Origin of the sequence: Shewanella sp. BC20 (genome assembly GCF_003129585.1) — a bacterium.
GTDB lineage: Bacteria > Pseudomonadota > Gammaproteobacteria > Enterobacterales > Shewanellaceae > Shewanella > Shewanella seohaensis.
Window position 1 is genome coordinate 14874 of sequence record NZ_NHRI01000017.1, and the last position, 14821, is coordinate 29694.

9 protein-coding genes are annotated in these 14821 nt (G+C 49.5%); 3 read left to right on the forward strand and 6 right to left on the reverse strand.

The features are described 5' to 3' along the window. Window positions 1-120: 120 nt before the first annotated feature. From ligA to smc, 3 genes are all read right to left on the reverse strand, one after another. On the reverse strand, window positions 121-2190 hold the full coding sequence (ligA, locus tag CBX96_RS16465) for an NAD-dependent DNA ligase LigA (RefSeq protein ID WP_109287472.1): 2070 nt from the start codon (window positions 2188-2190) through the stop codon (window positions 121-123). Window positions 2191-2288: 98 nt separating this feature from the next. Next, a complete protein-coding gene (zipA, locus tag CBX96_RS16470; protein ID WP_109287413.1) occupies window positions 2289-3329 on the reverse strand; it encodes a cell division protein ZipA in 1041 nt (346 codons plus the stop codon). A gap of 26 nt (window positions 3330-3355) precedes the next feature. Next, complete coding sequence (smc, locus tag CBX96_RS16475) at window positions 3356-6784, reverse strand: chromosome segregation protein SMC (RefSeq protein ID WP_109287414.1); 3429 nt, start codon at window positions 6782-6784, stop codon at window positions 3356-3358. 241 nt (window positions 6785-7025) lie between these two features. Between smc and cysZ the strand changes: the two genes are divergently transcribed. Together cysZ and CBX96_RS16485 are read left to right on the forward strand one after the other, a co-directional pair. Further along, on the forward strand, window positions 7026-7805 hold the full coding sequence (gene cysZ / locus CBX96_RS16480; protein ID WP_011716611.1) for a sulfate transporter CysZ: 780 nt from the start codon (window positions 7026-7028) through the stop codon (window positions 7803-7805). 129 nt (window positions 7806-7934) lie between these two features. Further along, window positions 7935-10334, forward strand: a complete 2400-nt coding sequence (locus CBX96_RS16485; protein ID WP_181382225.1) for a DUF5916 domain-containing protein — start codon at window positions 7935-7937, stop codon at window positions 10332-10334. 59 nt (window positions 10335-10393) lie between these two features. Here the strand turns inward: CBX96_RS16485 and CBX96_RS16490 are convergent, their stop codons facing one another. The 3 genes from CBX96_RS16490 to CBX96_RS16500 form a co-directional block, all read right to left on the reverse strand. After that, window positions 10394-10843, reverse strand: a complete 450-nt coding sequence (locus CBX96_RS16490; protein WP_109287415.1) for a hypothetical protein — start codon at window positions 10841-10843, stop codon at window positions 10394-10396. Between the two features lie 173 nt (window positions 10844-11016). Further along, window positions 11017-12138, reverse strand: a complete 1122-nt coding sequence (locus CBX96_RS16495; protein WP_109287416.1) for a beta-ketoacyl-ACP synthase III — start codon at window positions 12136-12138, stop codon at window positions 11017-11019. Next, window positions 12135-13463: an RDD family protein gene (locus CBX96_RS16500; protein ID WP_109287417.1), complete on the reverse strand. Its 1329-nt coding sequence runs from the start codon at window positions 13461-13463 to the stop codon at window positions 12135-12137. The genes CBX96_RS16495 and CBX96_RS16500 overlap by 4 nt, the downstream gene beginning before the upstream one ends. Window positions 13464-13708: 245 nt before the next feature. Between CBX96_RS16500 and cysK the strand changes: the two genes are divergently transcribed. Next, the gene (gene cysK, locus CBX96_RS16505; RefSeq protein WP_011622282.1) at window positions 13709-14677 is read left to right on the forward strand and encodes a cysteine synthase A; all 969 of its coding nucleotides are present in this window, start codon (window positions 13709-13711) and stop codon (window positions 14675-14677) included. The last annotated feature ends 144 nt before the right edge of the window (window positions 14678-14821 follow it).

Sequence of the window (14821 nt, forward strand, 5' to 3'; positions counted from 1 at the left end):
CAAGATGGTGGCGTAACGGCTAAATTCAATGGCTAACATAAATAATTCAAATGTAGCGCTTAAGACCTAGCCATAAAAAAGCCCCGCAAGGCAGGGCTTTATACACTAAGCGACAGCGACTTAGCTATTTGCAGCCAGAAGAGCCAATAATTCATCCTCGCCAATCACTTTCACGCCAAGCTCCTGCGCTTTGGCAAGCTTAGACCCCGCCGCTTCGCCCGCGACTAAGCAATCGGTATTTTTCGACACACTGCCCGCGACTTTGGCGCCTAAGGCCTGTAGCTGCGCCTTAGCATCGTTACGGTTGAGTTGATTTAAGGTACCCGTTAACACCCAAGTCTGCCCCTTTAATGGCTGCTTATCGGCGCTTGGCGCTGCAATCGCAGGCCAGTTGACGCCAGCCGCAATCAAAGCATCGATCACCTCTAGGTTATGGGGCTGGGCAAAGAAATGCGCCACGTGCTGGGCAACCACTTCACCAATATCTTCAACTTGAATAAGTTGCTCAATGGTGGCCACGCGCAGTGCCTCTAGGTTACCAAAGTGAGTCGCCAGGTTCGCCGCCGTGGCCTCACCCACCTCACGAATGCCTAAGGCATAGAGGAAACGAGGCAAAGTCGTGGTTTTAGCCGCTTCAATCGCCAGCGCGAGATTGGTGGCCGACTTCATTCCCATACGGTCGAGCATGGTCATCATAGAGGCGGTGAGTTTAAATAAGTCAGCCGGGCTTTGCACCAGCTCCTTATCAATCAACTGCTCGACAATTTTATCGCCCATGCCGTCGATATCTAATGCCTTGCGGGAGGCAAAATGCTTGATCGCCTCTTTACGCTGCGCCTCACAGAATAAGCCGCCGCTACAACGGGCCACGGCCTCCCCTTCTAATCGCTCAACTAAACTGCCGCAAACGGGGCAGTGTTGTGGGAAGGCAATCGCCTTCGCATCTTCTGGGCGGCGCTCTGGCACTATGGCCACAATTTGCGGGATCACATCGCCTGCGCGGCGAATAATCACAGTATCGCCCACCATCACACCTAAACGCTCGATTTCATCGGCATTGTGCAAAGTCGCGTTCGACACTGTCACGCCGCCAACGAACACAGGTTTTAGGCGCGCAACTGGAGTCACCGCGCCAGTGCGGCCCACTTGAAAATCTACGCCTTCGAGCAGGGTCATTTCTTCCTGCGCGGGGAACTTATAGGCAATCGCCCAGCGGGGAGATTTGGCCACAAACCCTAAGGTTTGCTGCTGGGCGATATCGTTCACCTTCATCACCACACCATCGATTTCAAAGGGTAAATCGCTGCGGCGAGTCAATATATCTTGATAGTAGGCAAACACTTGGCTGAGTTCGTCGCAGACTTTAATCTCGCTACTGACTGGCAGCCCCCATGATTTAAGTTGCTGCAATTGCTCATAATGCGTCTTAGCAAGCTCATGGGAAGTCGGCTCCACCACACCTAAGGCGTAGGCATAAAAAGACAGCGCCCGTGACGCGGTAATTTTACTGTCGAGCTGACGTAAGCTGCCCGCTGCCGCATTACGCGGATTCACAAACAGTTTTTCATCCTTTAAGCGTGCACGCTCATTTAGCGCCTCAAATGCCGCCTTGGGCATAAAGGCTTCGCCGCGCACTTCAACCAATTCGGGATAGTCGTCACCGCGCAGTTTGAGCGGAATTGACTTAATGGTTTTAACGTTTTCGGTAATATCTTCGCCCACAGTGCCATCGCCACGGGTCGCGGCGCGTTCAAGCACCCCATTGCGATACAAAATACTCACCGCCAAACCATCGAGCTTAGGCTCGCAGCAAAAACTCACTTGGCCAACTCTGTCGCTGACACGCTTATGAAACGCGCTAAAGTCCGCTTCATCGAAGGCATTATCAAGACTTAACATGGGTTTAAGGTGAGTAATTTGTTCAAACTTTGCCAGCGCCATGCCGCCCACTCTTTGGGTGGGCGAGTCGGCAGCAACAAACTGAGGATACTCGGCCTCAAGTTGTTTCAGACGCTGCATTAATCTGTCGTATTCGGAGTCGGTAATGCTTGGCGCATCATCGACATAGTAACGAATATTGTGTTCATTCAGAGATTGGCAGAGCGCCTGCATCAATGGCTGCACATTTTGTGGCGTGACAGCTTGAGAAAGCAGTTCAGATAGGCGTTTATCGAGTTGAATGTCTTGCATATTCATTATCCAGAATTCTTAAGCATCAAAAAGTTGCAAAAAATGAGGCCGCATTTAGCGGCCCCATCTGTCTATCACCGCAGTCTCGCGGCGTTGCATTAAGCGTTTGCGCGAATGCGGTGTAAATAATCTTGCTTAGTAAACTCGCCCCAAGGCTGACGCTGACCATCAAGCACGACCGCATCGATATCATCCGCCAATTGGCGCGCCGAGTTAAGCATGATGGAGAAGTTCATTAGCGCATCACCGTAGCAAGGTAAGGTCATAAAGAACACCACGCCTTGGGTGCTGAATTGTTCCATATTGTCTGGGTCAAAAATCCCAGGTTTTACCATATTCGCAATGGAGAACAACACCTTACCATTACCAGCATTATCCACATGGCGGTGGAAAATATTCATATCGCCATATTTAAAATTAAGGGTTAAGAAGCAAGGTAACAATTCGGCGCCATTAAGCTGCTGACCTTCTTTCGCCACTACGTGCAGCACTAATACATCGCGTGGCTCGCCTAAATCATCATCAGCCTGTTCAACGGCTTGTGGTTGCTCTTCTTCATACGCCTCTTCCTCATCGAAAAGAGCGGTTTGCGTAGGCATTTGCACCTGCGCACGTTGTTCTTCGGCGGCTTTTTGCGCCACCATGGCCGCATGGGATTGCCCTACATGGGCTTGGGCTAGATTGGCAGAATGGCCTTGTAATACGGGCTCTTGGCGTGATGCTTTAGGACCGCGGTGTTGCTCTTTGGCCGTGGGGGATTGCAGACTAAAATCAGGCTGCGCCATACTTGGCTCTTGCTTAAACAGCGGCTTAGGTTCAACTTGCACGGGTTCCACGGGTTGCGGTTGTGCTTTGGCTTCTTGCTTTAAATAAGGGTTAAACGCAGGTGCCTCTGGGGTATGGGCTTCATTTGCTTTACGGACTCTGACGGCACCAATCCCATCGGCGTCGAAACCATCGGCATCGACACGCTTAGGCGCACCCTCGCCACGTTCGGCCTGCTTTTTATAGAAATTGCCCATCGGACTATCTTTCAATGACTTAGGTTGTTGTCTTCTGATAGACCAAAATCCATGCACCAGCACAGCAACTATGGCTATGGCGCCTAAAACGAACAATACTAGTTGCAAATCTTCCATTGGTGACCCTGTCTTTCTTCTAGTTATCAAGCGTCGGCCATTGCCACCGCTTGCTCTAAATCTACTGCGACTATACGGGATACACCCGGCTCATGCATAGTCACACCGATAAGTTGATCAGCCATCTCCATCGTAATTTTGTTATGGCTGATATAGATAAACTGTACGCTCTGCGACATTTCCTTCAATAATCGACAGAATCGTTCTACGTTGGCATCGTCTAAAGGCGCATCCACTTCGTCTAACATACAGAAGGGAGCTGGATTCAACCTGAAAATCGCGAATACCAATGATAAAGCCGTTAGGGCTTTTTCACCACCGGAAAGAAGATGGATGGTACTGTTCTTCTTACCTGGCGGCTGGGCCATGATGGTCACGCCCGTTTCTAATAAATCGTCTTCCGTCAGCGCTAAATATGCGCGTCCGCCACCGAATACCTTAGGGAATAAACGCCCTAGGTCTTCGTTTACCGCATCAAATGTGGCCTTAAAGCGAGTGCGGGTCTCCTTATCGATTTTCCGAATGGCTTCCTCTAGGGTGGCCAGACCGTTATTTAGATCTTCATCTTGATGATCCAAATAGGATTTTCGCTCACTTTGTTGTTCGAATTCTTCGATCGCCGCGAGGTTTATCGCCCCTAAGCGAATAATTTTTTGGCGGATCTGATCCAAATCACGCTGCCACTTGTCGGGATGCCCATCCGCAGGCAGGGAATCGACAATCTGGGCGAGCACAATTTGTTGCTCTGACAGCGCCGCTAATTGGCTATCGGCCTGCCCTTTTAATCCCTCACGACGTAACTTTAACGTGCTGAGGCTTTGAGTCAAGCCCTCAAGCTTACCAAGCTCTTGTTTTTGCTTTAATCCTATACTGTTTAGCGTTTCAGTGAGCGAACTTTGTTGTGACCTGAGGCTTTTAAGTGCCTGTTGCTGACTCTGCTGTTGATTGAGTAACTGCGCCAGTTGTTCGCTGAGCTGCGCCGTTTGCTGATCGCCCTCTTGTGCCGCGACGTTGGCAAGTTGGGCTGACAGTGTTTCCTTTGAGTGGACTAATTCACTGACACGTACACGCTGTAATTCAATTTGTTCTGTGCTCACCGCCATCCGAGTAGCGATCGATTGCAGACTGGCATTGAGGCTCGTTAAGCGCCGCTCGGCATCGCCAATTTGTGCCTTCAAGGCTTGATGGCGGGCCATATCCCCTTGCGCATCTTGGCTTTGTTGCTGCTGCTTCTCAAGGCTTGACTCTAGCGCCTCTGCCAGCTCATCCTCTTGCTCCGCAAGCAGCATTAACTGCGCGGCAAGCTCGGCTAACTCGGTCTGGCTTCGTGCAACGGTTTCTGCGAGTTGCCCCCGTTTAGCTTCACGCTGTTTGGCCTGCGCCTGTGCGTTATTAAGCTGGGTAGATTTAGTGGCTTTATCGAGCTGCAACTGGTGTAAGCGTTTAGTGCCTTGGCTTAAGCTGTCACGCACTTGAGTTAATTGCTGCGCTAATTCATCGAGCTTTGCCTGCTGTATGGCCTTCACCTGCTCACAGTCAGTGATAGCCTCGCTCAGCTGGGTTTGCTCTTTACTCAATTGCACCAAAGATTCGCTATTGTCTTGTTTAGCAATCAAAAAACCTTTGCCGAGCAAGTAACCGTCGGCGGTCACTATTCGCTCATCGGCCGTCAAGCTCGCCACTTGTGCTTGCGCGCTGGCCAGATTATCGGCCCATTTGAGTCCCTTAAGCCAAGGGGCAAGGTTCAATTTAGCGCCTAAGATGGGAGAGCCATCGAGATGCACATCCGCCGACAAGGCAGCATCGGCATAAAACCCTATCTCATTGGCGTTAACGCCCACGGGCAGCGTCATCAATCCCTGCAGCGCAAGCTCTGCTGCGGCTTCCCAGCCATTTTCCACTTGAATGCTTTGCCACAGCTGCGGCTTAACACTTAACTCTTCTTGTTTCGCGAGCCATTGTTCAACCAGGTCGAAGCGTGCCCGCATCGAGGTTAAACGCTGTGATAATTGTTCAAACTCACCGCGCGCCAAATCTAACGCATGAGTATCGGCAGCCAGAGTGGATTCAAACTCTTGATTGATTTCAACTTGTTCAGCTAATGCTTGTTCTAACTGGGCAATCTCATCATTAAGTGATGCGCTGCTATCTTCGAGGGCATGCGCATTAAGCAAGGCCAACTCTTGTTGTTGCTCTTGGTGTAGCTGGGTTTTATGGGCATTTAATTGCTGCTGATGAGCCAGTTTGCTGCGGTGTAACTCTAATTGCAGCTTATGCTGAGCGACGGCCGCCGCTAGCACTCTGGCGCTTTCACTTTGCGCCTCACTGCGCGAAACGCTCATCTCCCACTGGGCTTGCAGCTCATCGAGCATCTCTTGCTGCAACTCATGTTGCGGCGCAAGTTGGCTAAGCTCCGCCTCAAGCGCTTGAAAGCTGGCTTGGTAAGCGGCTAATTTGGCTTGGTTTTGAATGATTTGCTCACTCAACTGCTCAAGCTGATTACGCAGCTGGGCGTCGCGCTGCTTTTGGCTCTGTAACTGTTGCTCAAGCTTGGCGATTTCGGTACCGGTCAGGTAATAGGCTTCGACCGCCTGCTGTTCCTGCTCGGCTAGGTGCGAAAGAGTGACTTGCAACTCGGTGCTTTCTAACTCGCCGGTTTGCGCTAAGGACTGTGCCGCCGCTTGTTGCAGCTCGAGTGAGCTAATCTGCTCCGATAGACTCGCCATTTGGCTCTGCAGCTCTTGATAGCGCATCACCAGCAGCTCGGCATGGGTTTTACGCTCAGCTTGCTTCAGCTCACGATATTGCTTCGCCGCCTTGGCCTGCTGACTGAGTTTTTCCAGTTGTTTGGCTAACTCGCTGCGAATATCCCCTAAACGCTCCAAGTTTTCGCGGGTATGGCGGATACGGTTTTCCGTTTCACGCCGCCGCTCTTTATAGCGGGAAATCCCCGCGGCTTCTTCAATAAAAGTCCGTAAATCTTGGGGTTTAGATTCGATTAAACGTGAAATCGTGCCCTGTTCGATAATGGCGTAACTGCGCGGCCCAAGCCCGGTGCCCATAAACAGATCGGTGATATCTTTGCGGCGGCACTTTTGGCCATTGAGGAAATACCAAGACTCACCATCACGGCTCACCTGACGTTTTACCGAGATTTCTTCATAACTGGCGTATTGGCCCGCAAGGCGGCCCTCTTTATTTTCAAACACCAGTTCAACGCCCGCCACAGACACGGGTTTACGGGCGCTGGAGCCGTTAAAAATCACGTCACTCATGGAGTCGCCGCGCAAATGCTTTGCCGAACTTTCGCCCAGCACCCAACGCACAGCGTCAATCACGTTGGACTTACCGCAACCATTTGGGCCAATAATGGCGCTTAATGCCTGTAAAAACGGAATTTTGGTGGGATCGACAAACGACTTAAAGCCGGCAAGTTTTATTTGTTTTAATCTCATGGTGCCAGTTAGCGCGTCTCAGTATAAAAAGCCATCAGGGCGATGACCAATAGGGATGCAGGCCAATATTAGCCCGAGTCGTGTCATAGAATTCTGAGGCCAACTTTAGCAAAGCAGGCAGTATTTTGTAACGCTTTTTATTGAATTCATATGGCTTTTAGCTTGTCATCTCGCGACGAGTTGATCACAATCGCAGTTATCTGTATCTCACGCTGTATCTCAACTTTTTTGGAATGACGATATGACACAGAAATCCTCCTCCCCTTCGCAGGGTAAAAGTGGTGTGAATTATTTTCTCGATGGCTTTGGTTTAATCAAACGTAAAGGCCTGCGCACCTTTGTATTTATTCCCTTAATGATCAACTTAGTGCTGTTTGCGGCTGTTATCTATGTGGCGATTGGGCAGCTCGATGTGCTCTTCACTTGGATGAATGCCCAGCTCCCCGAATACTTAAGTTGGCTTAACTTTTTGCTCTGGCCGTTAGCGGTGACCACTATGTTGGTGATGCTGGCGTTTGTTTTTAGTTCGGTGATGAACTGGCTGGCCGCGCCCTTTAATGGCTTGCTGGCCGAAAAGGTCGAGCAGTTATTGACCGGCAAACCGATGAATACGGGCTCGGGCATGGACGTCGTCAAAGACTTACCGCGCATTCTTGGCCGTGAATGGATCAAACTCAAATACTATTTGCCCCGTGCGCTGGTATTTTTGCTGCTGTTTTTAGTGCCCATGGTGGGGCAAACCTTAGCGCCAATTTTATGGTTTTTATTCAGCGCTTGGATGATGGCGATTCAATACTGCGACTATCCCTTTGATAACCACAAGGTCAGCTTCAAGGATATGCGCTTTGCCCTTAATCAAACCCGCGGCACCAGCTTTACCTTTGGTGCGACTGTGACCCTGTTTTCGATGATCCCTGTGGTGAACTTTATTGTGATGCCTGTGGCGATTTGTGGTGCCACCGCCATGTGGGTCGATAAGTACCGCGAAGCTTACCGTAATCCTGTGGTTTCTCCCGAATAATCCCCCCAAAGCACTGGATGCCCGCCATCCAGTGCCGCCTTAGTTTTCAGCTATTTTTAATACAATTCTTGTAACAATTGCCCACTCTTGTTAACGCGCAATTTCTGGCACACTGCGCGCCATTTTAGAATGATTTGGGCCTTGTTGTTGAAGACGTTTCTCCCCTTAGTGTTATCGACTGCGGTATTTCTCAGTTCGCCAAGCTTGGCGGGCTCTGCCAGCCAATTTCAATTAACGATTCCAACCTTAGAAGATGCCGCCAATATTGATGGCGAATTTGATGAGGCAGTGTGGCAGCATGCGGCGCAGGCCGAGCTACGCTATGAAACTCAGCCCGGAGAAAACACGGCGGCGCCCGTTTACACCGAGGCCAGAATCTACGCGACCCAAACCAGCCTATTTGTGGCCTTTACCGCCAAAGACAGTCTGCCACAACATATCCGCGCCACCCTCAAGGACAGGGATAATCTTTGGGGCGACGATCTGGTGGGGATTAAACTCGATACCTTTAACAATGCCCGTTTGGCCTATCAGTTTTTTATCAACCCACTGGGCGTGCAACTAGACTCGATAGAGAATGAGCTCACGGGCGAAGAGAGCGAAGCTTGGGATGGCATTTGGAAAACCGCTGGTAAAATCACCGCCGAGGGTTACCAAGTTGAAGTCGAGCTGCCATTACGGCTATTTAACTTTGACGATAAAAAGCCCGTTCAAGAATGGGGATTTGAGCTGATCCGCTACTATCCACGCAATGAAAACCATCGCATCTCTACCCATAGAATCGATCGCAACATCAGTTGCCAGCTCTGTCAGCTCGGCGTCGCCACGGGCTTAGCCTCCGCCAAGCAAGGGCAAGATCTGCAAATTACCCCGTCCTTTGTCGCCAACCGCAATGAGCAAAAAAGCGCAAATGGCTGGCAAACCGAGAGTAACTATGAACCCGGGCTCGATTTACGCTGGGGTATCAACTCACGCACATTGCTAAATGCCACCATAAATCCCGATTTTTCCCAGGTGGAGTCTGATGCTGGCCAGCTCGATATCAACAGCACTTTTGCGCTGTTTTTTGATGAGAAACGCCCCTTCTTCCTCGACAATAAAGACTACTTCGATACCCAAGTGAATCTGCTGCATACCCGCAATATTGTATCGCCGGACTATGGGCTTAAACTCACCAGCCAAACCGAGCAACACACTTGGGCATTGCTGGCCGCCAATGACAGCCAAACTACCTTCTTGATGCCAGGGAATTTAAGTTCTGAGATCACCTCCTTAGCGGAGGAAAGCCTCAATCTGGCGGCACGTTACCGCTTCGACATGGATAAAACCTTCTCCTTTGGTGGGCTTATTACGGCCAAGAGCAGTGCCGACAACCAACTGACAGCATTTGCCGAGCAAAATGATTATCACAATTATGTCATGAGCTTAGATGCGAAATACCAACCGACAGCCCAAGATATTTTTACCGCTCAAGTTGCCCAGTCGCAGACACGTTACCCTACTGCCCTGTATCAACAGTTTTGCGGCAATGTGGAGGGAGAACTGACAGAAGGGCTACTCTGCGGCCAAACGCCGTTAAGCTGTGAGCTCGGCCAATGCCAAGTGAATGAGCAAGTGTTACGTAGCCAATCGGATCGGGATTTCAGTGGCGCCCTGTATCAACTGACCTATGAACACAACGCCCTCGATTGGTTTGCCTACGGCGAGTACCACGACGTGTCTCCTGATTTTCGCGCCGATTTAGGCTTTGTAGAAAAAATTGATTACCGCACCTTTATGGCCGGTGGTGGCTTGATTTGGTATCCCGAAACCGTATTTAACAAGATTAAATTCGGCGGCGACTGGGATATCACCCACAATCAAGCTGGGGAGCAGCTAGAGCAAGAGTTTGAAATCTTTTGGGAAATGTATGGCACGCTGCAGAGTGAGTTATCCTTTGGGATAGAAACCCGGGAACGCGTCGGCCCACGCCATGACAGCGCGCAACTGGCAGTGTTAGGTAACAGCAATCAATACCAAGAAACCCAAGGCTGGCTTTACGGCGCGATTACGCCCACCTCGGCCCTGAGTCTTGAGCTGGAGATCCATTACGGCGATGAGATTGACTTCCTTAACGATCGATTAGGCACAAAAACCTTAATCAATCCGATATTCAAATGGAAAATTGCCAACGGCCTATCGGTGGATGTTTCCCATCAATATCAACATATGGAAGTCGAGCAGGATAAACTCTTTAGCGCAAATCTCTCGGATGTGCGTCTGCACTGGCAATTAAGTCTGCACAGCTTTATTCGCCTATCGAGCATATACACCCAAATCGAGCGTAACCTTGCGCAGTATTTGTATTCGACACCCGATAGCGAAGAGGCGCACTTAGGGAATGAAATCCTCTACGGCTACAAACTCAATCCCCAGAGCGTGTTCTATTTGGGCTATTCCGACAGTTTAACCTCGGATGATGAGCTCACGCGGCTAACTCGGGATGAGAAGACCTATTTTATGAAGCTAAGTTACGCCTGGTTACTTTAGGCTGAAAGGTTTTGCACTAAGCCCGCAGCAAAGCTTGTGGGCTTAAATCGGAATGCTAACTAAGACTCATGGATACCCAATAAGCTTGGGCTGGGAAGCGCAATCCCTATTGCAGTGAGCTCCACTCCCCAATGTCGCAGCAGCGCAAGATACGCCTGCTCAAAGGGATAGCGTGGCTTAGGGAATACCCACGTTGAAGGAAAACACCATTCCTCCTCGCTTTCATCAATCGCTAAATAAATGGCGAAATCATGGTTTGTCTCGCTCAGCGCAGCGATTAGATTTGTCGCCATTGCGACCCTGTGGGCAGAGGTAAATCCTAACTGTTCACCAAACTCATCAAACACATAAGCATCGTACAGTGCTTGCAGCTGCGCGGGATCTAAAGGATCGTAGCGATTGAGTGTTTCCCCGAGCGTTTCCTCGCGGTCATAACAATTAAAAGCGCCAAGAAACCAACTAGGATTGGGATGAAACGGAATATCCGAATCAGGATGAAGAAGCGTCATGGTGACAGGTTCTCGTATTGCTACTGAGGCTTTAAAGAAAAAAGCGTTTTTAGGCCGCTAACTGCCTTGTCTGAGTAAAGGCATTTTCGGCTAAGGTACCGCATCAAGCCGTTTTATCAATATGCTGATATAAAAGCTAAAGCCCCATTACTGATAATGGGGCTTTAGTCAATTTAGCGTTTTTGCAGGATCACGCTACCGATGGAGTAACCCGCACCAAAGGAGCTTAATAGCCCTAAATCGCCCGCATTAAAGTCAGCGGAATATTTATGGAAGGCAATCACAGAGCCAGCGGAGGCGGTATTGGCATACTCGTCGAGCACTACGGGCGCTTGCTCAGGCGTTACCTCATCCCCTAGCAGCTTTTTCACCACAAATTGGTTCATATTGATGTTGGCTTGATGCAACCACAAACGTTTAAAGGACTGTGGCGTAAGAGATTGCTCGGCCAAATGCTCGTCTAAATGTTGATAAATCATCGGCAACAGTTCTTTAAAGACTTTGCGGCCCTGTTGGTGGAATAACTTATCCGCCTGATGCGCCGAGCTTGGATCGCAGCGATTTAAAAAACCGAAATTACTGCGAATATTGTTCGAGTAATCTGTAAAACAACGACTTGAAACAATGTTAAAGCCCTTATTAGCGGCCACTAGGCTTTGCTCTTCAAGCACCATAGCAGTCGCCACATCCCCGAAGATAAAGTGACTGTCACGGTCACGGTAGTTCACCTGCGCCGAACAAATTTCGGGGTTAATCACTAACACCCGTGACGCCGAGCCCGTTGCAATCGCATTGGCGGCAGCCACAATGGCAAAGGTGGCCGAAGAACAGGCAACCTGCATATCGTAGCCATAGCCACGGGTCCCCAGTGTCCGCTGGATTTCAATCGCCATCGCTGGATAAGCGCGCTGCGTATAAGCACAGGCAACGATCACTAAATCGATTTGCTCGGCCTTCACATCCGCTTGTTTAAGCGCCATCACTGCCGCCTCAACCCCAATTTCGGCCTGCATAGATAACTCGTCACTGCTGCGCTCAGGAATAAGCGGCATCATGATTTCAGGATCGAGAATACCGTCTTTAACCATCACATATCTGTGTTTGATGCCCGAGGCCTTCTCGATAAACTCACTGGAGGAATAAGACAGCGGCTCGACATGGCCCTGCTCAATTAATCCTGCATTTTCAAGGTTAAACATATCGACATAGGCGTTGAAGCTCTCCACCAAAGCTTCATTTGAAATACTGTGTGGCGGCGTAAATAAACCGCTGCCAGAAATAACGACCTGTTTCATAGGTGCTCCGAACGGGTGCTTGTTGTAAGGTGAGCAGACGTCGCATTATTCTGTGTTGGCACGGCGGCCAATGCGTGTTCAGCCTGCGCCTGTTGCTGCTCTAATTGTTGCTTTTTATGCATTTGCGCTAAGTCTATCACGACTGTGGAAGATATTTTATCTTGGATCCCCTGCCGATTGGCATCCCAAAATATCTGCATAAAGCCCAGTAAGCCCGTCGTGAAGCCCGCTGCATAACCGCCATAACGGCCAAATGCTCCCCAAAGGCTAATTTTAGCGCCATCGAGTTGGATAACGCGGATGCCTAAGAGTTTCTTACCTAAGGTCTGACCATCAAATTTGGCGGTAAACACAGTGAAGTAAAATGCGGCCCAGCCAAAACCTAAGCCCATATCGCTCATAAAGCCTTTGATCCACGCCAGCACACTGCGGGTGTCACTCTCTTCCTCATCGGCTTCACTGTTGCGGCTTTCAGTTTGATGTGCTGGATTGAGATTGATGTCAGGAACTAAGGGAGCGTTTTGCATGGCCGCTCGATTATCGGTTTGAACGTGGGCTAATCCATCGGTTCGCGGTTCAGATACGGGAACGGCATCAAGCTTACCTGTGGACGACTGATTTAGCTGTGGCAGCGATGATAATGTGTTTGGATCCTTAGCTAAATCCTTTGCTGAATTTTTCACAGAGCCCTTGGTGGAGTCTAGGGTGACTTCAAACACCTTCACCTCGGGCCAGAGGCTGCCCGCCATCATTTCATCACGTAACAGCGCTTTATCGGCATCGGATAACTCCGTGCTCGCTAAAGTATCTAATACCATATCGCGGCGCTCAGCTGCCGACATTCCCTCCATGGGCACATTTTCGAGTGTCTGCTGCAAAGCACGGATCTGTTCACGAGCACAATCGGTATTGTCACAGAGTCCTAGGGAGACAAGATCTGGAATCGCCTTAACAACAGCGTTAATATCCTGGGGCGCGGAGACCTTTTCGCGGGTGGATTGATTCGATTGATGGAAATTCCACAAATTTCCCGCCGAGCTAAAGAGCATTAATCCCAGCATGGCAGCATAAAGGCCCCATTTGAGTAAGCGGCCAAATTGGCGACTGCGTTTCTCGATATAAATAATCCCCACCACCAGCAGAACAAACAGCCAATCCATTTGTTCGGCTAAAATAGTGATGAATAAACCGTCGATTAACATCGCCAGCGCCCGCCTTAATGGCGTCGCTAGCGGGGTGTAAAGCACAGATTCGGCAATAGTGAATGCCTTAGGGGTGACCATAGTTCTTGGATCTTTGCCCAAGTCCGTTTGTTGTTGCTTCATAGTATGGCAATCCGGTTCCGATAGCGGTTTTATAAGTGAAACATCAAGTGGTTATTCTTTTATACGCGTAATTTTTTATTGATGTTAGCAAGAGGTTAACACAGTTAAACCCACAGCCAATTGGGCTTTGCGAATAACAGGATTATCTTTAATAACCAAATCGAATAAAGAAGAACAAACAATCACTTCTAAATGCGCCACAGGCGATTATGATTCAATAGTGCAAACATAGGAGCAAGCAATCCATGAGCAAAATTTTCGAAGACAATTCATATACTATTGGCAACACCCCGTTAGTGCGTTTAAACCGCGTAAGCCAAGGTAAAGTGCTGGCAAAGGTCGAAGCACGTAATCCAAGTTTCAGTGTCAAATGCCGTATCGGTGCCAATATGATTTGGGATGCCGAGAAAAAAGGCCTGCTCACCAAAGATCACGAACTGATTGAGCCTACCTCAGGTAATACCGGGATTGCCTTAGCCTATGTGGCGGCCGCCCGTGGTTACAAGCTGACGTTAACTATGCCAAATACAATGAGCTTAGAGCGTCGTAAACTGCTTAAAGCCTTAGGTGCAAACCTAGTGCTGACCGAAGGTGCAAAAGGCATGAAAGGTGCTATCGATAAAGCGGAAGAAATCCGTCAATCAGCGCCTGAAAAATACATTATGCTGCAGCAGTTTAATAACCCTGCTAACCCTGAAATCCACGAAAAAACCACAGGTCCAGAGATTTGGAACGATACAGATGGTGCTGTGGATGTGTTTGTTGCGGGTGTAGGTACTGGCGGTACTATCACAGGCGTGAGCCGTTACCTGAAAAAAGTGGCTGGCAAAGCCATTACTTCTGTTGCGGTAGAACCCGCTGACTCACCGGTTATCACCCAAACCCTAGCGGGATTACCTGTGCAACCAGGTCCGCACAAAATCCAAGGTATTGGCGCAGGTTTTATCCCTGGTAACTTAGATCTTGAGTTAATCGATCGCGTTGAAACCGTCACCAACGATGAAGCCATCGACATGGCGCGCCGCTTAATGCAAGAAGAAGGCATTTTAGTCGGTATTTCTTCTGGTGCAGCTGTGGTTGCGGCTAACCGCATCGCGGCTCTGCCTGAATTTGCAGATAAAAACATTGTGGTTATCCTGCCTTCGGCTGCCGAGCGTTACTTATCTTCGGTACTGTTCCAAGGCCAGTTTGGCGACGAAGAGAACATTCAGTAATCAGGCGATTCGGCCTGCAAAAATACCCAGCATTGTCTGGGTATTTTTATGGCTGAAATTTATAGGTAATCGCGATGAACACCGCTTAACCGCCCCTTAGATCTGCATTTATCCACTAAGTTGGAGCTAGTTCATAGTTTTCCA

Excerpts from the sequence above, each read along its gene's own strand:
- ligA (WP_109287472.1), bottom strand. The coding sequence starts at position 2,190 with ATGCAAGACATTCAACTCGATAAACGCCTATCTGAACTGCTTTCTCAA.
- zipA (WP_109287413.1), bottom strand. The coding sequence starts at position 3,329 with ATGGAAGATTTGCAACTAGTATTGTTCGTTTTAGGCGCCATAGCCATA.
- smc (WP_109287414.1), bottom strand. The coding sequence starts at position 6,784 with ATGAGATTAAAACAAATAAAACTTGCCGGCTTTAAGTCGTTTGTCGAT.
- cysZ (WP_011716611.1), top strand. The coding sequence starts at position 7,026 with ATGACACAGAAATCCTCCTCCCCTTCGCAGGGTAAAAGTGGTGTGAAT.
- CBX96_RS16485 (WP_181382225.1), top strand. The coding sequence starts at position 7,935 with ATGATTTGGGCCTTGTTGTTGAAGACGTTTCTCCCCTTAGTGTTATCG.
- CBX96_RS16490 (WP_109287415.1), bottom strand. The coding sequence starts at position 10,843 with ATGACGCTTCTTCATCCTGATTCGGATATTCCGTTTCATCCCAATCCT.
- CBX96_RS16495 (WP_109287416.1), bottom strand. The coding sequence starts at position 12,138 with ATGAAACAGGTCGTTATTTCTGGCAGCGGTTTATTTACGCCGCCACAC.
- CBX96_RS16500 (WP_109287417.1), bottom strand. The coding sequence starts at position 13,463 with ATGAAGCAACAACAAACGGACTTGGGCAAAGATCCAAGAACTATGGTC.
- cysK (WP_011622282.1), top strand. The coding sequence starts at position 13,709 with ATGAGCAAAATTTTCGAAGACAATTCATATACTATTGGCAACACCCCG.